The following is a 19,867-nucleotide window of genomic DNA, read 5'->3' on the forward strand; positions in this document are numbered from 1 at the left end:
AATGTTACAGATTGTTTTACAGCCGCCGATTCCGCCGGACCTGTGCCTTTCAGATCAGCTTCAGCCCTTTCAGGCTGACATGGCCATCCCTGCCGATGATGACGTGGTCGTGGACGGTGATATCGAGCGCCTTGGCCGCATCGATGATCACCTTGGTCATGTCGATGTCGGCGCGCGACGGTGTCGGGTCGCCGGAGGGATGGTTGTGCACCAGGATCATCGCCGTTGCCGAAAGCTCGAGCGCGCGTTTCACCACCTCGCGCGGATAGACCGGCGTGTGGTCGACCGTGCCGCGACCTTGCACCTCATCGGCGATCAGCACATTGCGCTTGTCGAGGAAGAGGATGCGGAACTGTTCGCGGGTCTCGTGCGCCATGGCGGCATGGCAATATTGGATGACCGAAGACCACGAGGACATGACCTGCTTGCTCCTGAGCTCGCTCTTCAAGGTCCGGTGGGCGACAGTCGAGATCAGCTTCAGGTCGAGCGCCACGGCCTCGCCGACGCCCTTTACCTCGGTCAGCAGCGCCGCAGGCGCACCGAAGACGCCGGAGAGCGAGCCGAACCGCTCGATCAGCGCCTTGGCGATCGGCTTGGTGTCGCGCCGCGGGATCAGGCGAAAAAGCAGCAGCTCGAGGATTTCGTAGTCGGCAAGCGCGGTGTCGCCCAGCTCACGGAAGCGGTCACGCAACCGCTCGCGATGGCCATGATAATGTTCATGGCCGGCAAGCGAAGCGGGCAGGGCGGTCCTGGCATTTGGTGCGGACGGTTTCTGCGGTCGTCCGCCAAAGAATGAGCGTTCGTCGGCGGCAATGGGCTCTTGCGTCTCGAAAGGCATCTCGTCGTCGGAAGATGTCGAAACGGGGCCTTTCGCCATCGAATCGTCACCCGTTGTGCGATGGCAGGCCGGGGCGGTCGAGCCCACCCGGCGACAGCGTGAAGATCTCGCAGCCATCGGAGGTGACACCGACGGTATGTTCGTACTGGGCCGACAGCGAGCGGTCGCGGGTGACCGCGGTCCAGCCGTCGGCGAGCACCTTCACATGCGGCCGGCCGAGGTTGATCATCGGCTCGATGGTGAAGATCATGCCTTCGCGCAGCTCCGGCCCCTCGTTGGCGCGGCCATAATGCAGGATATTCGGCGAATCGTGGAACAGCCGGCCAACGCCATGGCCGCAGAAATCGCGCACCACCGAACAGCGTTCGGCTTCCGCATAAGTCTGGATCGCCTCGCCGATCGCGCCGGTGCGGGCGCCGGGCCTGACGGCGCCAATGCCGCGCATCAGTGATTCATAGGTGACCTCGAGCAGCCGCTCGGCAGCACGCTTGACGACGCCGACGGGATACATCCGGCTGGAATCGCCATGCCAGCCGTCGAGCACGAAGGTGACGTCGATATTGACGATATCGCCGTCACGCAGCGGCTTGTCGTTCGGAATGCCGTGGCAGACGACGTGATTGATCGAGGTGCAGGTCGATTTGGTGTAACCGCGATAATTCAGCGTCGCCGGATAGGCGCCATGATCCATGCCGAAATCGAAGACGAACCGGTCGATTTCATCGGTCAGCAGGCCGGGCTTGACGATGTCAGCAAGCGCATCGAGGCAACGCGCGGTCAGCTGGCATGCCCTGCGCATACCCTCGAATGCTTCAGCGTCATAAAGCCGGATGGCGCCAGTATTCTTCGGGGGCGCGGTAGAGGCTTCGATATAGTTCACCATTGCAGGGCCTTAGCGGAGATTATTAGATTTGTTCATAATGCAGCTATGCCGGGTTCGTCCATCACGATCAACCGCCAGGACGAGATTTCTAGACAGATCCGATCAGTCCAGCGTGCAGCTTTCCACATCCGTTCGACGGACAATCAACGGTCCGGCTGGAATATCCACAATCTTCCCAAAGGGATAGGATTGATTGCGTGAAGCCTCCCCGCTACTCACCGATTGGTGACAGCGGGGAAGGGTCGGTCGTGTTGAATGAAGCGGTAAATCTTGAAAATTCACCCGGGGCCAACGGAGAGCCGGAACGGCGCGTGCGTGATCGCGGCGCCACCGAGCGCGCAATCCTTGCCGCCGCCAAGGGCCTGCTGGCCGAGGAAGGCTTCCAGAATTTCGGCATCAATGCGGTTGCCCGCCGCGCTGGTTGCGACAAGCAGCTGATCTATCGCTACTATGGCGGCCTCGACGGGTTGGTCGAGGCGATCGGCGCCGATCTCGGCACATGGGTGAAGGATCGAATCCCGGAAGATGCCGGCGGCATGTTCCTGCTTACCTATGGCGACCTGATGGAGCGGCTGTCGCTTCTCCTCCTCGACGCCTTGAGAAACGATCCGCTGATGCGCCGCATCCTCGCCTGGGAGATTTCGGAAAACACCGAACAGGTGAGACGGCTGTCGGAAGCGCGTTCGAAGGCGCTCGCGCTCTGGCTCGAGCGCATGCGCGGCTCGCTGGCGCCGCCGAAGGGCGTGGATGCAACAGCGGTCAACGCCGTCATCATCGCGGCGATCCAGCACCTCGTGCTGGCCGCCGCAGCCGGCGGGCAGTGCGCCGGCCTGTCGCTGAAGACATCAAAGGACTGGGAGAAGGCGGCGACGGCGCTGAAGCGCATCGTGCGCGGCGTCTACGGCTGAGATCTACTCATCCACAGGGGGGGCGGGCCTGCGTTAACCTTAACAAATGGTTTACATTGCGTGGGGCTGGTTAAGCCGACAGTGTGGCGGTGAGCAGAGATGTATGAGTAGAGCCCCGAGTTGACGCCCATGGCAACCAAGATCGCTAAAGCCGCGTTTCTGGTGACGGTGATGATGTTTTTCGCAGTCCTGGCGCTGGATATCGCAATTCCGACGTTGGTGCTCTGCATCATGGCATTGTCGACCTGGTTGGTCTCCCTCGATCTGCCCGTGGCGCGCAAGCATGGAGGAGAGGCCGCATGAAGTGGTTTCTGATCTTCTGGGCCGGCCCCATCGTCTTTCTGGGCGGATGGTATTGGCTCTCCTATTACGACATGAGTTTCGGCATCTTCATGTTCACGCGGCAGGTCCATGACCTGACGTTCGAGCTTTACGGCAAGGCGCTCGGCATTCCGCCGGAGACCATCCCGCCGCTCGTTGCCCGCGCGATCGCGGTGGACAGCCTCGTGGTCTTCGCCATCCTTGGCCTGCGGAAGCGCAAGTCGATCATCGCCTGGTGGAAAGCGCGTCAGGCGCTGAATTCATCTCCATCAGACCTTCCCAGCAAGGAAAGCCTGTCGAGCGCGCCCTGAAGGATGAAGCTTGCGGCGGCCGAATCGATCCGGTCGGCCCGCTTGGCGCGCGAGACGTCCATTTCGAGCAGCGTCCGTTCGGCGGCGACCGTCGAAAGCCGCTCATCCCAATAGACGAAAGGCAGCGCCGTCTTCTGCTCCATATTGCGCACGAAGGCGCGCGTTGCCTGCACGCGCGGACCTGCTGATCCATCCATGTTCATCGGCAGGCCGATGACAAAGCCTGCGACCTTTTCCGCTGCCGCGAAGTCCAATAGCGCCTGTGCATCGATGGTGAACTTGACGCGGCGGATCACCGTGCGCGGCGTGGCGAAACGCCGCCCGAGATCGGACATCGAAAGCCCGATCGTCTTGGTGCCGAGATCGAGGCCGGCTATTGCCTGTCGCGGGGCAAGCGTCTCGGCCATTTCCTCGATTGTCAGCACCGTCATCGCCGTTTCATCCCGTCAAAACAAATTGAAGTCGCCGCCGCTTTTCTTTGCGGCCGCATAAGATATGTCCTTAGGGCATGACGCCGAAAAGTGTGAGCGGTTTTCGGACGACATCATGTCCTCATTCTTTGATGTGGCATCGAAACCGGCTTTGCATCACGTAATAAAGGAGACATTTCATGAAGATCACTTGGCTCGGCCATTCCGCCTTCCGCATCGAGACATCAAAGGCGAAGATCCTGCTCGACCCATTCCTCAGCTATAACGCCTCCTTTTCCGGCCAGGATATCAAGGATGTTTCCGCAGGCATCACGCACATCCTGTTGACGCATGGCCATGGCGATCATGTCGGCGATACCGTGGCACTCGCCAAGGAAACCGGCGCCGTCGTTCTCGCCAATGCCGATCTCGCCGCTTGGCTCGGCTCCAAGGGCGTCGACAAGATCGAGATGGGCAATACCGGCGGGACCATCGCGCTCGGCAGTTTCTCGGCGACCTTCACCAATGCACTGCACTCCTCCGCCCAGATCACTGAGGACGGCGTCTCGCATGCGCTCGGCAACGCCAATGGCCTGATGCTGCATTTCGACGACGAAGCCTCGATCCTTGCCATGGGCGATACCGACATCTTCTCCGACATGGCGCTGATCAACGAATTGCACCAGCCCGATATCGGCTTCGTGCCGGTCGGCGACCGCTTCACCATGGGCGGCGCGGTGGCTGCACTCGCTTGCCGGCGCTATTTCAACTTCAAGACCGCGATCCCCTGCCATTACGGCACCTTCCCGATCATCGATCAGACGGCCGAAAAATTCATTGCCGGCATGGAGGGATCGCAGACGGATGTGAGGGCGATCAAGCCTTCCGAGAGCCTGTCGATCTGACGAAACCCCGTTGCGTCAGGCGGACATGGCCTTTATAGCGGGTAGGAAAAATCCTATCCGGAGAATGCCATGTCCGTCGATCTTGCCACCGTGAAGCGCGTCGCCCGCCTTGCCCGTATTGCCGTCTCCGAGGACGAGGCAAATCGCATGGTCGGCGAGCTCAACGGCATCCTTGGCTTCGTCGAGCAACTCTCCGAAGTTAATGTCGACGGCGTCGAGGCGATGACCTCGGTGACCCCGATGGCGATGAAGAAGCGGACCGATGAGGTGACCGACGGCAGCAAGGCAGCCGATATCGTCGCCAATGCGCCCGTCACCGATCACAATTTTTTCCTGGTGCCGAAAGTCGTCGAATAAGGCTTCGAAGCCTCTTTCCGACCCTGTTGCCATTTCCAGATCTGAAGCGAAAACACGATGAGCGAACTCACCAGCCTGACCATTGCCGAAGCCCGCCAGAAGCTGCGCGCCAAGGAAATCACCGCGATCGAGCTGACCGAAGCCTATATCTCGGCGATCGATGCGGCTAATGACCGGCTGAACGCCTATATAAAGGTCACGCCGGATCTCGCCCGCGTCATGGCGAAGAACTCCGACGAGCGCATCGCCACCGGCAAGGCAGGCGAACTCGAAGGCATTCCGCTCGGCATCAAGGATCTCTTTGCCACCGTCGGCGTTCACACCCAGGCCTGCAGCCACATTCTCGATGGTTTCGAGCCGCGTTATGAATCGACCGTCACGCAGAACCTCTGGGATGACGGCGCCGTCATGCTCGGCAAGCTCAACATGGACGAATTCGCCATGGGCTCGTCGAATGAAACATCCTATTACGGCCCGGTGATCAATCCCTGGCGCGCCGCAGGCTCCAACCAGCAACTCGTGCCCGGCGGCTCCTCCGGCGGTTCGGCCGCAGCCGTCGCCGCCCATCTTTGCGCTGGCGCCACCGCGACCGATACCGGCGGCTCGATCCGCCAGCCGGCCGCCTTCACCGGCACCGTCGGCATCAAACCGACTTATGGCCGCTGCTCGCGCTGGGGCACCGTCGCCTTCGCCTCCTCGCTCGACCAGGCAGGCCCGATCGCCCGCGACGTGCGCGATGCCGCAATCCTTTTGAAGTCGATGGCAAGCGTCGACGCAAAGGACACGACGTCGGTCGATCTGCCGGTTCCGGATTACGAAGCAGCTCTCGGCCAATCGCTGAAGGGCATGAAAATCGGCATCCCGAACGAATACCGTGTCGAGGGCATGCCCGACGAGATCGAAACCCTTTGGCGCCAAGGCATCGCCTGGCTGAAGGATGCCGGCGCCGAAATCGTCGATATCTCGCTGCCGCACACCAAATACGCTCTTCCGGCCTATTACATCGTCGCTCCGGCCGAGGCCTCCTCGAACCTCGCGCGTTACGACGGCGTGCGCTACGGCCTGCGCGTCGACGGCAAGGACATCGTCGACATGTATGAGAAGACGCGGGCCGCGGGCTTCGGCAAGGAAGTCAAGCGCCGCATCATGATCGGCACCTATGTGCTGTCGGCCGGTTATTACGATGCCTATTACATCCGCGCCCAGAAGGTCCGCACGCTGATCAAGCGCGATTTCGAACTGGCCTTCGACGCCGGCGTCGACGCGATCCTGACGCCGGCAACGCCGTCGTCGGCCTTCGGCGTTGCCGATGAGAACCTCGCCGCTGATCCGGTGAAGATGTATCTGAACGACATCTTCACGGTGACGGTCAACATGGCAGGTCTTCCCGGCATCGCCGTGCCGGCCGGTCTCGATCACAAGGGCCTGCCGCTCGGCCTGCAGCTGATCGGCAAGCCCTTCGATGAGGAAACCCTCTTCAAGACCGCCCATGTCATCGAGCAGGCGGCCGGCCGGTTTACGCCGGCCAAGTGGTGGTAACGGAGCTAACGATCCCGAAAGCGGCTGCCGACCACGAAGCGGTCGGCGCCCTCGGCTTTGCCGCATGGTTGGCTAATTGACAGCCGGAACCGGGAGGAGGCCTCATGCCGAAACAGGATCTTGTGCGATTGATCGAGGCAGCTGATCGCCTCGCTGCCGGCGGTTTCACCATGGGCCCGGATTGGCAGGCGCTCCACGAAATCTGCCAGCGCCACGAAGGCGAACAGCCGTTCGACTGGGGGCACGCCCTTTGCCATCGCATCGAGGGCGATGACTGGAACGCCGATTACTGGTATCGCCGTGCCGGCAAGACGCGCGGCACGGGCTCGATGGCCGACGAGTGGTCGGCGATGCGGACGGAACTCTCTGCAAAGGCTTGAGGCGATACCCTGACCGCGCCCGTTTGAGACGCGATCAGGAGTGCCACTATTACCTGTTGTTCAGCTGTGACCTGACCAGCCTCAGCCCTCTTTCGGTGATCCGGTAGGGCTGGCCGCCTGAGGACTTGATTGCCCTTAGCCGCTTCAGCCTGCGGAAGAGATCGAGGTCGACGCCGGGATAGACCCAGCCATCGCGGGTGAAGCAACTGACTGCCTCGATCTTCCTGTCGTCGTCGCGGGTAATTTCAATGCGGCCGCCTTGGGCCATGAGATGCAGGATGCGCTGCTCCGTGCGAGAAATGTCCATGTGTTGAGATCCGGTATCGCGCCCGGCAGGGCGCACAAAAACGATCTGGCGCTCATTCGAACGTCAGGGCTTCGTTTTTCGGGCCCACGCGCGCAAGCGAACTTGCGGGCAGGGCCTTTACCGGGTCTCAGGCAGGCTCAACATAAAACACCTCGATAGGGTTTATTATTCAGCCCGGAAAATTCGGTCAAGAGCGTGGTCTCCGGTCAAAACCAGTCGAAAACCTTACTTTTGGCCGATCATCCCTTTGGAGGTACTGGTAAATTCCGCGACTCAATGGTCTAGTTGAGGGGTAACGCGGAGGTGTCGTTGATCCACATTCGCAATGCCCGCGACGGTGAAGCGGAGCTATTGAGCGAGATCGGGCTCAGGGCCTGGCAAAATGCGATGGCGTCGATCGGCGAATCGGACGCGATGATCGATGCAGCGCGCAACGCCTTTCGGAACTTCGTGGAAAACGACTGGCTGACCATCACCGTTGTCGAGCAGAACGGCCAGGTGGCAGGCTGGGCGGCGCGCGAGGGATTGGACGAAACCATCTCGGATTTCTGGATCGATCCCGCCTTCACCCGCCAGGGCCTCGGTTCGGCCCTTCTCGTCCGCATCGAAAAGGAGATCGCCGATCAGGGCCTCGAGAAGGCGGCGATGCAGACCCATTCCGGCAATAGCGAAGCGATCGGCTTCTTCCAGAAGCACGGCTACAGCATTCACTGGCTCTCGGTTGCCTACAATCTGAAGCTCGACCGAGACGTGCCCTCCGTTGGACTGACGAAACAGCTCGTTTCGGATGGCCAAGGTGGCTATGGGCTGGAATTCTGATGCTTTAAGAATCCTAAAGAAGGAGAGGCCTCCATTGCGGCAGGAAGGCCAGCACAGCAATTAGTGCGCCGTGCAGGATCAGGATCGCCGCCAGGATTGACCGGAACGGCTCCTTTCTCGTCTTGTGCCGCAGCAACTGCTGTGCAGCCAGTGCGCCAAGGCTGCCGCCGATCAGCGCAAGGGTGAGAAGCGTGCGCTCGCTGATGCGCCACCTGCCGTGGCGCGCCGCCTGCTTGTCCATGAAATAGATCGAGAACACCAAGAGGTTCAGCGCCAGAAAAAGCAAGGCCGATTTGAGGATATCGATCATCGTCATCGGGAAACCCTAGAGTGGCTCCGTTAACGAACGGCAAACCGTGATGCGGACCATGGCGAAAGCCTTGCACCGGCACGCCATTTCCTTTACCTCACCAGTGGAAAAGAACAGCCTGCAAAGAGCATCAGATGACCCTTGTCGACGTCCGCACGCCTGATCCGAAACGCTTCATCCCCGGCGCCACCGGCGACTGGGAAATCATCGTCGGCATGGAAGTCCATGCCCAGGTGCTGTCCAATTCGAAGCTGTTCTCCGGCGCCTCGACGGAATTCGGCAAGCCGCAGAATTCGAACGTCTCGCTGGTCGACGCAGCCATGCCCGGCATGCTGCCCGTTATCAACGAGGAATGCGTCAAGCAGGCGGTTCGCACCGGCCTCGGCCTGAAAGCCCAGATCAACAAGCGCTCCCTGTTTGATCGCAAGAACTATTTCTATCCCGACCTGCCGCAGGGCTATCAGATCTCGCAGTTCAAGGATCCGATCGTCGGCGAGGGCAAGATCGTCATTTCGCTCGGGCCGGATCGCCAGGGCCAGTTCGAAGATATCGAGATCGGCATCGAGCGCCTGCATCTGGAGCAGGATGCCGGAAAGTCGATGCATGACCAGCACGCGACCATGTCCTATGTCGATCTGAACCGTTCCGGCGTCGCACTGATGGAGATCGTCTCCAAGCCCGACATGCGCTCGTCCGACGAGGCCAAGGCCTATATGACCAAGCTGCGCTCGATCGTGCGCTATCTTGGCACCTGCGACGGCAACATGGACGAAGGTTCGATGCGCGCCGACGTCAACGTCTCCGTCCGCCGCCCGGGCGAGGGTTTCGGCACGCGTTGCGAGATCAAGAACGTCAACTCCATCCGCTTCATCGGCCAGGCGATCGAATATGAAGCTCGCCGCCAGATCGGCATTCTGGAGGAAGGCGGCACGATCGATCAAGAAACCCGCCTCTTCGACCCGAACAAGGGCGAGACGCGATCGATGCGCTCCAAGGAAGATGCGCACGACTATCGTTATTTCCCCGATCCGGATCTGCTGCCGCTCGAATTCGGCGATGCCTTCATCAAGGCGCTCGAAGCCGATCTGCCGGAACTGCCCGACGACAAGAAGGAGCGCTTCGTGCGCGAGCTCGGCCTGTCGATCTACGACGCCTCGGTGCTCGTTTCCGAAAAAGCGATTGCCGATTATTTCGAAGCCGTCGCCGCAGGCCGTGACGGCAAGACGGCCGCCAACTGGGTGATCAACGATCTGCTCGGCGCCCTGAACCGGACCGGCAAGGATATCGAGCAGACGCCGGTTTCGCCGGCCCAGCTCGGCGCCATCATCGATCTCATCAAGGCGGGAACCATATCCGGCAAGATCGCCAAGGATCTCTTCGAGATCGTGCTCACCGAGGGCGGCGATCCCGCCGAGATCGTCGAGGCGCGCGGCATGAAGCAGGTGACGGATACCGGCGCGATCGAAAAGGCCGTGGACGAGATCATCGCCGCCAATCCCGATCAGGTCGAAAAGGTCAAGGCGAAGCCGACCATGGCAGCATGGTTCGTCGGCCAGGTGATGAAGGCGACCGGCGGCAAGGCCAATCCGCAGGCTGTCCAGGCCCTCGTCAAGGCGAAGCTCGGCATCGAGGAATAAGCGGTGTATTTCGTCCGCACTGCCGGTGAGCGCGACTTGGAGAAGGTGCGCGCCCTCCTGGCCGAGAGCTTTCACGCCACCTATGACGGGCTTCATGGCGTAGCCAATGTGGAGGATTTGATCGCCAATCTCTTTTCGCCGACGGCGCTGAAGGCGCGCCTCGTGCGAAAGGATGCCGAATTCCTCGTCGCCGACGACGGCCGCAATATCGGTGGCATGGGTTATGCGGCAATGTCGCAGGCACTGACGAAGACGGTCATGCTGCATCTCCTCTATGTCAGGCCGGCGCTGCAGCGCCAGAGTATCGGCCGTGATATCTTTGCCGAGCTCGAAACCTGCTTCCCGGATGCGGAGATCATGCGTCTCGAAGTCGAACCGCAGAATGCGGCGGCGATCGCCTTCTATCTCTCGCACGGCTTCACCGAAGTCGGGCGCAACGAGAATAGCGGAGCCGGGCAATCCGGCATTCCGGCGCTGATCTTTGAAAAGCCGCTCGAAGGGCATTGAGGCCGTGGTGGTCGAGTTGCCCAACATTGTCATTCGCCGGGCAAGCAGGGAAGATCTGCCGGCGCTCGTGGCAATGTTTGCCGCCGACGCACTCGGCGGTCACGGTGATACGACCGATCCCGAAGCCTTCCCGGATTATCTCAGGGCCTTCTCTGTCATCGAGGCTTCGCGCGACCAGACACTTTACGTCGCAGAGCGCGGCGGCGAGGTGGTCGGCACGTTCCAGACGATGGTGACCACGTCGCTCACTGGCCGTGGCTCCTCGGCGATGATCATCGAGGCGGTGCAGACGCGTGCCGATATGCGCGGGCAGGGGGTCGGTGCCGCGATGATCGAGTTCGCCATTGCCGAGGCAAAAGGCCGCGGTATCAGGCGGGTAGCCCTAACCTCGAATGCGGTGCGTAGGGATGCCCATCGTTTCTATGAAAGGCTGGGCTTCAAGCCCTCGCATCTGGGCTTTAAGATGGCTTTGAAATGACCCGTGGCTGTCGTGGAATCGCTGGACAATTCGGCTTGGCGACGGCATAAGCGAGGAAACGAATTCTGGATTGGCTCGCATCTGGCGGGCACAAGGAAAAGACATGTGGAATCTTCTGGTTCAGACCTTTACCTGGTGGAACGGTCAGACGATGGGCACGCGTTTTGCGACCTGGCGTTTTGGCAAGCGCGTCGGCGAGGATGAATTCGGCAACGTCTATTACGAAGGCGGCATGTCTTCCTACGGTCTGCCGAAGCGCTGGGTGATCTACAAGGGTTATGCCGAAGCCTCCGCCATTCCGCCGGGTTGGCATGGCTGGATGCATCATCGCACCGATGTTCCTCCGTCCAAGGAGAGCTACGTCGCCAAGGAATGGCAAAAGCCGCACCGTCCCAACCATACCGGTTCACCGCAGGCCTATCGTCCGCCGGGCTCCATCGCCGTTCCGGGCGAGCGTCCACGCGTCACCGGCGATTACGACGCCTGGACGCCGGGCAACTGAGACGGCCCGACCGGGGCGATCCCAAGACCCGGCTTTTGGCCACAATTGACCTTTACCCGCAGGTTGGCCGCGCTTGACCGCGGCCGTGAACTGAAAATGTCTGGAGACGGGTACACATGAAGCTCTTCACGCGGAACAAGGTCCTGCGTGCCGCCGGATCGCTGCTGGCGCTCTCGGCCCTGCTTCCGCCAGTTGCGGCAAATGCCGCACGCATCGAAAATCCGGTTGCCGTCTTCTCCGGCCTCGACAAGATCACCGGCCGCATCACGACGTTCGACGTCTATGTCAATGAGACGGTACAGTTCGGCGCACTGCAGGTGACGCCGAAGGCCTGTTATTCGCGCGACCAGTCGGAAGCGCAGAAGATCGACGGTTTCGTCGAGGTTGACGAGATCACCCTCGACCGCAAGATCCGCCGCATCTTCACTGGTTGGATGTTCGCCGCCAGCCCCGGCCTCAACGCCGTCGAGCACCCGATCTACGACGTCTGGCTGAAAGACTGCAAGACAACCTCGGACGTCCCGGCTCCCGATGGCACCAAGGCGACAGCCCGCTAACACCTCTCATCACGCCTAACAGCGTTGAATTACGCAGTAGCCTGGTGAGCCTATGCAGTGGGTGTCTTGTTCCTGCTGAAAAGACCCTTGGCAAAGCGAAGCGCAGCGGCGAACACGATGAAGACGAGGACGCCGGCCTTCTTGAAGAAGGCGAGGGCGAATGCCAGCAATCCCACCTTGGCGGCAATCTTGGCGCCCGCGCCCGCAGCAATCATTCCCGCCATCCCATAGGCCGCGATCTTGTCGCCTTCGACGTAGTCGGTATAGGCCATCCCCTTGTCGAACTGCACGAGCTTGGTGACGGACGGAATGACGCCCTCGATCTCCTTCAATTGAGCGAGGCCGGCGACAAAGTCGAATTGGAATACACCCTCGCGGCCGAGCACGCGCACGGAATAGTTCAGCGTGTGCTGCGCCTGCGTGTCGTCGCCGAACACCAGATCACGCGCCCAGTGCATGGCATGCGCCGAAGTGTCGTAATGCGGCGTGGAAGCCCAGCCGACAAGCGTGATCTTCTGAAAACCCTGCTTTTCGCGTTCGACGTTGTTTTCCCTGATGGAATCTTTGATGTTTTGCAGCAATTCGTCGTAATTCGTCGTGGCGGCGTCGACATCCGAGACATAGCCGTCGGCGCTGTATTCCACGATGGAGCCCCAGGCCTCGACATCGGTCGGCGCGTATTTCGCCGGGAAGATCATTCCCATCGTTCCCTCCGCCGCCGCCGGAGGATTTCCCCAGATGTCGACGAGCACCGTCTTCGTGTCGGCAGGGCTGAGATAGTAGAAGTCGGCGGGCACGTTTAGCGTTGCCTTCGCTTCAGGCAGCTTGATCACGCCCTGCTGGAAATCAAGCTTCTCCAGCAACGGCTTTTCCGCGTCGGAAAAATCGGTTCTGCTGGGGAACATGTCCTGGTATGGGCGTGCGCCGGCTTGACCCGTAAACAAGGTCAAAAGGATCGCGGCTGCAAAATATCGTTTCAAAATTCTATCCCCCGTTGTATTTTTCGAACCTAGCGAAATCGGCTGAAAAATCAACGCATGGACGAATTGATCGCGCTTAAAACTTAAGGTGCGGCGACTCCATCGCCGCAGAAAGCATCAGGGCATAGCCGGCCTTCGGAACGTCGATCGCTCCGAACGTCTTCAGGTGCTCGGTGGTGAACTGCGTGTCGAGCAGCGTGAAGCCCCTTTCCCGCAGCCGGTCGACGAGATGCACGAGGCAGATCTTCGAGGCATCCGTCCGGCGCGAAAACATGCTTTCGCCGAAGAAGGCCGAGCCGAGCGAGACGCCGTAGAGGCCGCCGACCAGTTCATCGCCCTCCCAAGCTTCGACCGTATGGGCATGGCCCATGTCGAAGAGGGTCGAGTAAAGTGATCTGATCGTCTTGTTGATCCAGGTGCTGGGGCGCCCGGATGTCTCCTCCGCACAGGCAGCGATCACCTCATCGAACGCGTGATCGAAACGGATCTCGAAGGGTTTCTTGCGCACCGCCTTGGCAAGGCTTTTCGACACGTGGAAATGGTCGAGCGGCAGCACGCCGCGCAATTCCGGCTCGACCCAGAAGATCTCTGGGTCGTCGGCGGATTCGGCCATCGGGAAGAGGCCGATGGAATAGGCGCGCAGGAGAATGTCAGGGGTGATGCCTGGTGACTTCCTGCGCGATCCTGCCATTCCTGTCCTATGCCGCCGGGTTGTTGGCGAGGTAGTGTTCCAGCCAGTGGATGTCGTAGTCGCCGTTGGCGATATCCTGGTTCGAGACGAGATCCTGGAACAGCGGCAGCGTCGTATTGATGCCGTCGACGACAAATTCGTCAAGCGCCCGGCGCAGGCGCATCATGCATTCGACCCGGGTACGGCCGTGCACGATCAGCTTGCCGATGAGGCTGTCGTAATAAGGGGGGATCTTGTAGCCCTGATAGGCACCGGAATCGATGCGCACGCCAAGGCCGCCCGGCGCGTGGAAATGCGTGATCGTGCCGGGTGAGGGCACGAAGGTGCGCGGGTGCTCGGCATTGATGCGGCACTCGATGGCGTGCCCGGAAAAATGCACTTCGTCCTGAGTCACCGAGAGACCGCCGCCGGAAGCGACGCGGATCTGCTCGTGCACCAGGTCGATGCCGGTGATCGCTTCCGTTATCGGATGCTCCACCTGCAGGCGGGTGTTCATTTCGATGAAATAGAACTCGCCATTCTCATAGAGGAATTCGATCGTGCCGGCACCGCGATATTTCAGCTTCTTCATGGCGTCGGCGCAGATCTGGCCGATCTTCATGCGCTGCTCGACGTTGAGCGCCGGCGAATTCGCCTCTTCCCAGACCTTTTGATGGCGGCGCTGCAGCGAGCAGTCGCGCTCGCCGAGATGGATGGCATTGCCTTCGCCGTCGCCGAACACCTGGATTTCGATATGGCGCGGTTTGCCGAGATATTTTTCCATATAGACGGCATCATTGCCGAAGGCGGCTGCAGCTTCCGTGCGCGCCGTCGACCAGGCCTCGATCACGTCGGCCTCGCTCTTGGCGACTTTCATGCCGCGTCCGCCACCGCCGGCCGTTGCCTTGATCAGCACGGGGTAGCCGATTTCGGCAGCCGTCTTCAGCGCATCCTCTTCGGTCTTCACTTCGCCGTCCGAGCCCGGAACGACGGGAATGCCGAGTTCCAGCGCCGTCGTCTTGGCGGTGATCTTATCGCCCATGATGCGGATATGGTCCGCCGTCGGCCCGATAAAGGTGATGCCGTGGGCTTCGAGGATATCGGCGAACTTGGCATTCTCCGACAGAAAGCCGTAGCCCGGGTGCACGGCGTCAGCGCCGGTGATCTCGCAGGCGGCGACGATCTGGTGGATGTTGAGATAGCTCTCGCGCGAGGAGGGCGGGCCGATGCACACACTTTCGTCGGCAAGGCGCACATGCATGGCATCGGCGTCGGCGGTGGAATGAACCACGACGCAGGCGATGCCGAGCTCCTTGCAGGCCCGGAGCACGCGAAGGGCGATTTCCCCGCGATTGGCGATGAGGATTTTCGAAATCATGGGCATGGGCCTATTCGATGACGACGAGGGCTTGGCCGTATTCGACGGGATGCCCGTCATCGACGAGGATCTCGGTCACCTTGCCTGACTTCGGCGAGGGGATCTGGTTCATCGTCTTCATCGCTTCGATGATGAGGAGCGTCTGGCCTTCCTTGACGGTCGCGCCGACTTCGATGAAGGCACGCGCGCCCGGAGCCGGCGCCATGTAGACGGTGCCCACCATCGGTGCATTGACGACATTGGCCGGGTTGCGGCCGGGAGCTGCCGCCGGGGCGGCAGCGACTGCCGCAGCAGCGGCTGCAGGCGCGGCATAACCAGGTGCTGCGATCGGCGCCTGAACATATTGCGGCGTGCCGGCGCGCGAAACCCGGATACGCAGGTCGTCCTGCTCGACCTCGATCTCTGTCAGATCCGTTTCGTTGAGAATATTGGCGAGATCGCGGATCAGTGCCTGGTCGATACCCGATTTCTTTTCAGCCATGGTGTTGCCCTGTCTTCTTCTTATGCCGTGATGTTCTTCAGCGCGTGGAGCGCCAGGATGTAGCTGTGAGGCCCGAAGCCACAGATCACGCCTTTGCATGCCGGCGCGATCATCGACTTGTGGCGGAATTCTTCCCGTGCATGCACGTTGGATATGTGGAGCTCGACGACGGGAACTGATATAGCGCGGATCGCATCATGCAGCGCGACCGATGTATGCGTATAGGCGCCTGCATTGATGGCGACGCCGACGGCCTTTTCGTCGGCCTCATGGAACCAGTCGACGAGCGTGCCTTCGTGGTTGCTCTGGCGGAAGTCGATATCGAGGCCGAGTTCGCGGCCTGCGGCCTTGCAGTCTGCCTCGATGTCCTTGAGCGTCTTGCCGCCATAAATGCCGGGCTCTCGTTTACCCAGCATGTTCAGGTTGGGGCCGTTCAGGACAAAAATCGTTTGCGTCATCGAATGTTCCGTAAAATGTACGACGGCAACCTATAGACTCCGCGAAGGCTGAATGAAAGCCCTTACGGATTGGCCAGCAGGAATCGCGCCACATTTGTCCACATGGTTGAAACGCTTCGATTTTGGCGATTTGATGGGCGGCCGGGAGCTCAAGCATGTCGCGCAAAAGTGTGCAGCGGTTTTGCGACAACGACATGCGCAAACATAAATATCTAAAGCGCGAGGGGCGCAAACTGAAAGTTTGCGACGCGCTTTGGTTTGCTCAGCAGGCGGTCTTGCCGCAGCTGCGCATGTTCTTGACCTTGGCTTCGAGATCGTCGAGCCCGACGGCGCCCGGCACCAATTCATTGCCGATCACATAGGATGGTGTGCCGCTGATGCCGAGACTGGAGGCGAGCTGGTAGGTCGCCTGGACGATTCCGTCATTCGGGCTCTTTGCCATCTCCGCGCGGATCTTGTCCTCGCTGACGCCGAGCGAAGTAGCGACAGCGATCGCTGTTTCGTCGGAGGCGCGGCCTTCGGTGCCGAGAAGGGCGACGTGGAAATCGGCATATTTCTCCGGTGCCAGCTTGCGGAAGGCGTCGGCCACCTTGTGGGCGGCGACCGAATCAGGCCCGAGGATCGGGAATTCCTTGAGGACGAAACGGACGTTCTTGTCCTTTTTCAGCATGGCCTGCATGTCGGGAAGCGCATGACGGCAGTAGCTGCAATTGTAATCGAAGAATTCGACGACAGTGACATCGCCCTTGGGATTGCCGAGCGTGACGTCGTCCTTCGACTCGAAGATGTCGGGGGTGTTTTCTTCGATCGCCATATTGGCCTTCACCAGGCGCTGGGCTTCCTGCTTCTTCTGCAGCGCATCCTGGACTTCCAGCATGATCTCGGGATTCTCGATCAGGTATTGCTTGATGAATTCGCCGAACTCCTTCTTCTGCTGGTCGTCGAGCGCTGCCGCCGGAAGCGGAAGGGCGATCGATACGGCCAGCGCCAGTGCGGTGAAGGTTTTCGAGAAGAAGGCCATGATATCCTCGTCATCGGCAATGTGGTCGTCTTGGTCAAGAAGACCGTCGCCGGGTTATGGACTTGAATGCGTCGCGTCAAGGTACGGTGCGTTCGGTTCTGCTCAAACAGGAATTTTCACCCTCGCGCGACCCTCGCGGGATTGTGATAAGCCGATTAATGCGGCAATTGTCTGGCCGTCATTGAAGAAGCTGAGCGAGAAACGATCTTGTTTTCCATATCCAAACGCAGCGAAGTCGAGCCTTTTCACGCCATGGACGTCTTGGCGGAGGCGACGAAGCGGCGTGCGGCCGGCCATCCCGTGATCTCGATGGCGGTCGGTCAGCCCTCGCATCCGGCACCTCAAGCGGCACTCGAAGCGGCGCGCGCAGCCCTTACCGAAGGCCGGATCGGTTATACCGATGCACTGGGAACGGCGCGGCTGAAATCGGCGCTCGCCTGGCACTACAAGGATCGCCACGGCCTGGAGATCGATCCCACGCGCATCGCCATCACCACCGGCTCCTCGGCAGGTTTCAATCTCGCCTTCCTGTCACTCTTCGATGCCGGCGATGCGGTGGCGATCGCAAGACCTGGTTATCCCGCCTATCGAAATATTCTCGGCGCGCTGGGCCTGAAGGTTCTCGAAGTGCCGGTAACGGCCGAGACCCAGTTCACCCTGACGCCGCAAAGCCTCGAGGCCGCACAGAAAGAAAGCGGCATGACGCTGAAGGGCGTGCTGCTCGCAAGCCCCGCCAACCCGACCGGCACCGTGACCGGCCGCGATGGGCTGCAGGCGCTTGCAGATTATTGCGCGGCCCATTCCATCGCCTTCATCTCCGATGAAATCTATCACGGGCTGACCTTCGCCGGCGAGGAGGCGAGCGCGCTGGAATTGACCGACGAGGCGATCGTCATCAACTCCTTCTCCAAATATTATTGCATGACCGGCTGGCGAATCGGCTGGATGGTGCTGCCGGAACGCCTGGTGCGGCCGATCGAGCGGGTGGCGCAGAGCCTCTACATCTCCCCGCCGGAGCTCTCCCAGATCGCCGCCACGGCCGCTCTGAGCGCTGGCGCGGAGCTCGATCGTTATAAGGCGAGCTATGCCACCAACCGCGACTTGCTGATGCGGCGACTGCCGCAGATCGGGTTTTCGATTGCGTCGCCGATGGACGGTGCGTTCTACGCCTATCTCGACGTCACCCGCTTCACCAATGACAGCATGGGCTTTGCCAGACGCATGCTCGCGGAAATCGACGTCGCCGCGACGCCCGGTCTGGATTTCGATCCGCTGGAGGGAAATCGAACCCTGCGTCTGTCCTATGCGGGCTCGCAAGCTGAGATCGCCGAGGCGGTGGAGCGAATCGCAGCCTGGTTGAAGTAGCGTCCGCTGCCCGGCAAGCGGCAGTGCGCTCTCCAATCCTCAGCTGCGTCGCGAAAACAGCGAAGCAAAAGTCGAAGACGGTTTGTTGTTCAGCCGCGGCACCACCACGAGCTGCTTGATGTCACCGCGCTTGTAGGCGGCGAGGAAACGGCGGTAATCCTTGAAGGAGACGCAGCCGTTGGAATCGCCGTTCTTGCCGAGCATGTAGGTATGGGCGAGAAGGCCGACACGGTCATAGATGGCGTCCGAACCCTCGACCGGCGTCAACCGCAGCGCCTCGACACCATGGAAAAGGCTCTCGCGCATGGTCAGGACATAGGTGTGTGGCGGCGTCGGTCCGCGCATCTTCTTGTTCACAAAACGCGGGTTGTCACGCATCTTGCCGAGCCCGGAATGGGCCTCAAGCCGTTCGCCGTTCGGCAGGTAGACGGTGCTGTTTTCGATATCGTAGATCGCCACGCCTGCGCGCAGCTTCGGCGAGAAGACCGGCTTGTCGTAGCGCTGCACTGCGTCGTCCTCGTCATCCTCGATCGGCGAGTTCGGCTGGGCATAGGCAAGCGCAGGCTCGCCAGAACGCTGCGAGCCCTTGGAGGCCAGTGCCGGTTTGCCGATGAGGCCATCAGGACGTGCCATCGGCAGCGGCACGGAACCTTCATCCGGCGCCAGCACGAGATCGAAGGGTGGCGCGTCGTCGGCGGCGGCAACGACCACCGGTGCAGGTTCCGATGCGGGAATGGAGGCCGTTCTGCCAGAAGGTGTGGTTGGCTCGACCGGAGCCGGCGCGATTAGCCTGGATCCGGCATCGGCAAGTGCAAGCAGGGCCGGGAGTTCGGCTGCGGCGACGGCCTCCTTCGAGGGAACGATGATCCGGTCGCCGTCGTCTTCCTCCGTCTCTGCCGAGGCGAGTTCGACCGGCGGCGGTGCGATCACATCGTCCTTGCGGAATTTGACGCTGTCGGAAATCGCGGCCACGACCGGCTGCTCGGCAGCCATGGCGAGCCGATTGTTTTTGGCGAGAACCGCGAGCGCCGTTGCAGCGGCGGCGGTCTTTTCGGCATGGGATTGAATGAGGCTCGCCGTCAGCGGTACCTTCGGCTTCGCATCGAAGGCAGCCAGCCGATCGGCCTTGCCGACATGGATCAGCCGCTCATGGTGCGGTGACGGAGCCACCTTCGGCGCAGTGCCGACCTGTGCCAGGCGATCGGACGGAGAATAGGGAGCGGCTATCGAGTGCATCGTCGCGAAGGTCGCGATCAGCCATGTGGAGGTCAGAAATCCGGCGCCGACAACACCGTAAAGGAAACCGCGAGATCTGCGCCAACGGAAAGCAGATCCGCCAAGAAGGGTGACGTCATCGAACGTCCCGACCGCACACGCCATACTACACTCGTCTTTCAAACTCGCTACGCAGGCCGGCGGCACTGACTGACTTAACTTCGCCGGGGCCGGTACAGGCGCAAATGGGCCGAATTTAGACCACCCACGACGTCCGACTGTCTCGCAAGGATGACGAATTATGGTTTCTAATTTGTTTACGCGGCGTTG

Annotated in this window: 26 protein-coding genes; 14 read left to right on the top strand and 12 right to left on the bottom strand. The window is 60.9% G+C overall.

The window, feature by feature from the left end; translation table 11 throughout:
- Window positions 1–49: 49 nt before the first annotated feature.
- A complete protein-coding gene (gene radC, locus BS629_RS05870; RefSeq protein ID WP_026242395.1) occupies window positions 50–877 on the bottom strand; it encodes a RadC family protein in 828 nt (275 codons plus the stop codon).
- Window positions 878–884: 7 nt separating this feature from the next.
- Window positions 885–1,721 (bottom strand): type I methionyl aminopeptidase, encoded by an 837-nt coding sequence (gene map / locus BS629_RS05875; protein WP_018241817.1) that lies wholly within the window; start codon window positions 1,719–1,721, stop codon window positions 885–887.
- Between the two features lie 248 nt (window positions 1,722–1,969).
- On the opposite strand from map, the gene BS629_RS05880 reads away from it, so the two are divergent.
- The 3 genes from BS629_RS05880 to BS629_RS05885 all read left to right on the top strand — a co-directional run bounded on the left by BS629_RS05880 (window position 1,970) and on the right by BS629_RS05885 (window position 3,261).
- Window positions 1,970–2,629 (top strand): TetR/AcrR family transcriptional regulator, encoded by a 660-nt coding sequence (locus tag BS629_RS05880; protein ID WP_018241818.1) that lies wholly within the window; start codon window positions 1,970–1,972, stop codon window positions 2,627–2,629.
- A gap of 129 nt (window positions 2,630–2,758) precedes the next feature.
- Window positions 2,759–2,932 (top strand): hypothetical protein, encoded by a 174-nt coding sequence (locus BS629_RS39125; RefSeq protein WP_026188374.1) that lies wholly within the window; start codon window positions 2,759–2,761, stop codon window positions 2,930–2,932.
- The gene (locus tag BS629_RS05885; RefSeq protein WP_018241820.1) at window positions 2,929–3,261 is read left to right on the top strand and encodes a DUF6105 family protein; all 333 of its coding nucleotides are present in this window, start codon (window positions 2,929–2,931) and stop codon (window positions 3,259–3,261) included. Before BS629_RS39125 ends, BS629_RS05885 begins: the two co-directional genes overlap by 4 nt.
- Here BS629_RS05885 and ruvX read toward each other — a convergent pair.
- Entirely contained in the window at window positions 3,198–3,692 is a 495-nt protein-coding gene (gene ruvX / locus BS629_RS05890; RefSeq protein WP_018241821.1) for a Holliday junction resolvase RuvX, read from the bottom strand. The two genes, BS629_RS05885 and ruvX, sit on opposite strands and share 64 nt — an antisense overlap.
- Before the next feature lie 179 nt (window positions 3,693–3,871).
- On the opposite strand from ruvX, the gene BS629_RS05895 reads away from it, so the two are divergent.
- From BS629_RS05895 to BS629_RS05910, 4 genes are all read left to right on the top strand, one after another.
- Window positions 3,872–4,576, top strand: coding sequence for a metal-dependent hydrolase (locus BS629_RS05895; RefSeq protein ID WP_018241822.1), 705 nt, complete (start codon window positions 3,872–3,874; stop codon window positions 4,574–4,576).
- A gap of 69 nt (window positions 4,577–4,645) precedes the next feature.
- Entirely contained in the window at window positions 4,646–4,933 is a 288-nt protein-coding gene (gene gatC / locus BS629_RS05900; RefSeq protein ID WP_003558942.1) for an Asp-tRNA(Asn)/Glu-tRNA(Gln) amidotransferase subunit GatC, read from the top strand.
- Between the two features lie 57 nt (window positions 4,934–4,990).
- Window positions 4,991–6,472, top strand: a complete 1,482-nt coding sequence (gene gatA, locus BS629_RS05905) for an Asp-tRNA(Asn)/Glu-tRNA(Gln) amidotransferase subunit GatA (RefSeq protein WP_018241823.1) — start codon at window positions 4,991–4,993, stop codon at window positions 6,470–6,472.
- A gap of 104 nt (window positions 6,473–6,576) precedes the next feature.
- Complete coding sequence (locus BS629_RS05910) at window positions 6,577–6,852, top strand: hypothetical protein (protein WP_018241824.1); 276 nt, start codon at window positions 6,577–6,579, stop codon at window positions 6,850–6,852.
- Between the two features lie 49 nt (window positions 6,853–6,901).
- Here the strand turns inward: BS629_RS05910 and BS629_RS05915 are convergent, their stop codons facing one another.
- Window positions 6,902–7,159, bottom strand: coding sequence for a YjhX family toxin (locus BS629_RS05915; protein WP_018241825.1), 258 nt, complete (start codon window positions 7,157–7,159; stop codon window positions 6,902–6,904).
- Between the two features lie 309 nt (window positions 7,160–7,468).
- Here BS629_RS05915 and BS629_RS05920 point away from each other — a divergent pair, with 309 nt between their 5' ends.
- Window positions 7,469–7,978, top strand: coding sequence for a GNAT family N-acetyltransferase (locus tag BS629_RS05920; RefSeq protein ID WP_026188375.1), 510 nt, complete (start codon window positions 7,469–7,471; stop codon window positions 7,976–7,978).
- Window positions 7,979–7,991: 13 nt separating this feature from the next.
- Here the strand turns inward: BS629_RS05920 and BS629_RS05925 are convergent, their stop codons facing one another.
- Complete coding sequence (locus BS629_RS05925; RefSeq protein WP_018241827.1) at window positions 7,992–8,294, bottom strand: DUF1294 domain-containing protein; 303 nt, start codon at window positions 8,292–8,294, stop codon at window positions 7,992–7,994.
- Between the two features lie 128 nt (window positions 8,295–8,422).
- Between BS629_RS05925 and gatB the strand changes: the two genes are divergently transcribed.
- The 5 genes from gatB to BS629_RS05950 all read left to right on the top strand — a co-directional run bounded on the left by gatB (window position 8,423) and on the right by BS629_RS05950 (window position 11,969).
- Complete coding sequence (gene gatB / locus BS629_RS05930) at window positions 8,423–9,925, top strand: Asp-tRNA(Asn)/Glu-tRNA(Gln) amidotransferase subunit GatB (protein WP_018241828.1); 1,503 nt, start codon at window positions 8,423–8,425, stop codon at window positions 9,923–9,925.
- A 3-nt stretch (window positions 9,926–9,928) separates the two neighbouring features.
- Entirely contained in the window at window positions 9,929–10,432 is a 504-nt protein-coding gene (locus tag BS629_RS05935; protein ID WP_018241829.1) for a GNAT family N-acetyltransferase, read from the top strand.
- A gap of 4 nt (window positions 10,433–10,436) precedes the next feature.
- On the top strand, window positions 10,437–10,910 hold the full coding sequence (locus tag BS629_RS05940; RefSeq protein ID WP_026188376.1) for a GNAT family N-acetyltransferase: 474 nt from the start codon (window positions 10,437–10,439) through the stop codon (window positions 10,908–10,910).
- Window positions 10,911–11,013: 103 nt separating this feature from the next.
- Window positions 11,014–11,412, top strand: a complete 399-nt coding sequence (locus tag BS629_RS05945) for an NADH:ubiquinone oxidoreductase subunit NDUFA12 (protein WP_018241831.1) — start codon at window positions 11,014–11,016, stop codon at window positions 11,410–11,412.
- A gap of 116 nt (window positions 11,413–11,528) precedes the next feature.
- On the top strand, window positions 11,529–11,969 hold the full coding sequence (locus BS629_RS05950; protein WP_018241832.1) for a DUF2155 domain-containing protein: 441 nt from the start codon (window positions 11,529–11,531) through the stop codon (window positions 11,967–11,969).
- A gap of 50 nt (window positions 11,970–12,019) precedes the next feature.
- On the opposite strand, the gene BS629_RS05955 is transcribed toward BS629_RS05950, so the two are convergent.
- The 6 genes from BS629_RS05955 to BS629_RS05980 form a co-directional block, all read right to left on the bottom strand.
- On the bottom strand, window positions 12,020–12,949 hold the full coding sequence (locus BS629_RS05955) for a DUF2167 domain-containing protein (protein ID WP_018241833.1): 930 nt from the start codon (window positions 12,947–12,949) through the stop codon (window positions 12,020–12,022).
- Between the two features lie 76 nt (window positions 12,950–13,025).
- Complete coding sequence (gene aat, locus BS629_RS05960; RefSeq protein ID WP_018241834.1) at window positions 13,026–13,640, bottom strand: leucyl/phenylalanyl-tRNA--protein transferase; 615 nt, start codon at window positions 13,638–13,640, stop codon at window positions 13,026–13,028.
- 7 nt (window positions 13,641–13,647) lie between these two features.
- On the bottom strand, window positions 13,648–15,003 hold the full coding sequence (gene accC / locus BS629_RS05965; RefSeq protein WP_018241835.1) for an acetyl-CoA carboxylase biotin carboxylase subunit: 1,356 nt from the start codon (window positions 15,001–15,003) through the stop codon (window positions 13,648–13,650).
- Between the two features lie 4 nt (window positions 15,004–15,007).
- Window positions 15,008–15,478, bottom strand: coding sequence for an acetyl-CoA carboxylase biotin carboxyl carrier protein (gene accB, locus BS629_RS05970; RefSeq protein WP_018241836.1), 471 nt, complete (start codon window positions 15,476–15,478; stop codon window positions 15,008–15,010).
- 20 nt (window positions 15,479–15,498) lie between these two features.
- Window positions 15,499–15,936, bottom strand: coding sequence for a type II 3-dehydroquinate dehydratase (gene aroQ, locus BS629_RS05975; RefSeq protein ID WP_018241837.1), 438 nt, complete (start codon window positions 15,934–15,936; stop codon window positions 15,499–15,501).
- A 262-nt stretch (window positions 15,937–16,198) separates the two neighbouring features.
- Complete coding sequence (locus tag BS629_RS05980; RefSeq protein ID WP_077988066.1) at window positions 16,199–16,957, bottom strand: DsbA family protein; 759 nt, start codon at window positions 16,955–16,957, stop codon at window positions 16,199–16,201.
- A gap of 207 nt (window positions 16,958–17,164) precedes the next feature.
- Between BS629_RS05980 and BS629_RS05985 the strand changes: the two genes are divergently transcribed.
- Window positions 17,165–18,322, top strand: coding sequence for a pyridoxal phosphate-dependent aminotransferase (locus BS629_RS05985; RefSeq protein WP_018517219.1), 1,158 nt, complete (start codon window positions 17,165–17,167; stop codon window positions 18,320–18,322).
- Between the two features lie 39 nt (window positions 18,323–18,361).
- Here the strand turns inward: BS629_RS05985 and BS629_RS05990 are convergent, their stop codons facing one another.
- Window positions 18,362–19,702: a DUF2778 domain-containing protein gene (locus BS629_RS05990; RefSeq protein WP_018241840.1), complete on the bottom strand. Its 1,341-nt coding sequence runs from the start codon at window positions 19,700–19,702 to the stop codon at window positions 18,362–18,364.
- Window positions 19,703–19,867: the final 165 nt, after the last annotated feature.

The sequence above is a fragment of the Rhizobium leguminosarum bv. viciae USDA 2370 genome, from assembly GCF_002008365.1.
Lineage (GTDB): Bacteria > Pseudomonadota > Alphaproteobacteria > Rhizobiales > Rhizobiaceae > Rhizobium > Rhizobium leguminosarum.

Coding starts and splice junctions, on each gene's coding strand:
- gatA (WP_018241823.1), top strand. CDS start 4,991: ATGAGCGAACTCACCAGCCTGACCATTGCCGAAGCCCGCCAGAAGCTG.
- aat (WP_018241834.1), bottom strand. CDS start 13,640: ATGGCAGGATCGCGCAGGAAGTCACCAGGCATCACCCCTGACATTCTC.
- BS629_RS05945 (WP_018241831.1), top strand. CDS start 11,014: ATGTGGAATCTTCTGGTTCAGACCTTTACCTGGTGGAACGGTCAGACG.
- BS629_RS05990 (WP_018241840.1), bottom strand. CDS start 19,702: ATGGCGTGTGCGGTCGGGACGTTCGATGACGTCACCCTTCTTGGCGGA.
- BS629_RS05895 (WP_018241822.1), top strand. CDS start 3,872: ATGAAGATCACTTGGCTCGGCCATTCCGCCTTCCGCATCGAGACATCA.
- BS629_RS05950 (WP_018241832.1), top strand. CDS start 11,529: ATGAAGCTCTTCACGCGGAACAAGGTCCTGCGTGCCGCCGGATCGCTG.
- BS629_RS05915 (WP_018241825.1), bottom strand. CDS start 7,159: ATGGACATTTCTCGCACGGAGCAGCGCATCCTGCATCTCATGGCCCAA.
- map (WP_018241817.1), bottom strand. CDS start 1,721: ATGGTGAACTATATCGAAGCCTCTACCGCGCCCCCGAAGAATACTGGC.
- BS629_RS05980 (WP_077988066.1), bottom strand. CDS start 16,957: ATGGCCTTCTTCTCGAAAACCTTCACCGCACTGGCGCTGGCCGTATCG.
- BS629_RS05910 (WP_018241824.1), top strand. CDS start 6,577: ATGCCGAAACAGGATCTTGTGCGATTGATCGAGGCAGCTGATCGCCTC.
- gatB (WP_018241828.1), top strand. CDS start 8,423: ATGACCCTTGTCGACGTCCGCACGCCTGATCCGAAACGCTTCATCCCC.
- accB (WP_018241836.1), bottom strand. CDS start 15,478: ATGGCTGAAAAGAAATCGGGTATCGACCAGGCACTGATCCGCGATCTC.
- radC (WP_026242395.1), bottom strand. CDS start 877: ATGGCGAAAGGCCCCGTTTCGACATCTTCCGACGACGAGATGCCTTTC.
- ruvX (WP_018241821.1), bottom strand. CDS start 3,692: ATGACGGTGCTGACAATCGAGGAAATGGCCGAGACGCTTGCCCCGCGA.
- gatC (WP_003558942.1), top strand. CDS start 4,646: ATGTCCGTCGATCTTGCCACCGTGAAGCGCGTCGCCCGCCTTGCCCGT.
- BS629_RS05925 (WP_018241827.1), bottom strand. CDS start 8,294: ATGACGATGATCGATATCCTCAAATCGGCCTTGCTTTTTCTGGCGCTG.
- accC (WP_018241835.1), bottom strand. CDS start 15,003: ATGCCCATGATTTCGAAAATCCTCATCGCCAATCGCGGGGAAATCGCC.
- BS629_RS05885 (WP_018241820.1), top strand. CDS start 2,929: ATGAAGTGGTTTCTGATCTTCTGGGCCGGCCCCATCGTCTTTCTGGGC.
- aroQ (WP_018241837.1), bottom strand. CDS start 15,936: ATGACGCAAACGATTTTTGTCCTGAACGGCCCCAACCTGAACATGCTG.
- BS629_RS39125 (WP_026188374.1), top strand. CDS start 2,759: ATGGCAACCAAGATCGCTAAAGCCGCGTTTCTGGTGACGGTGATGATG.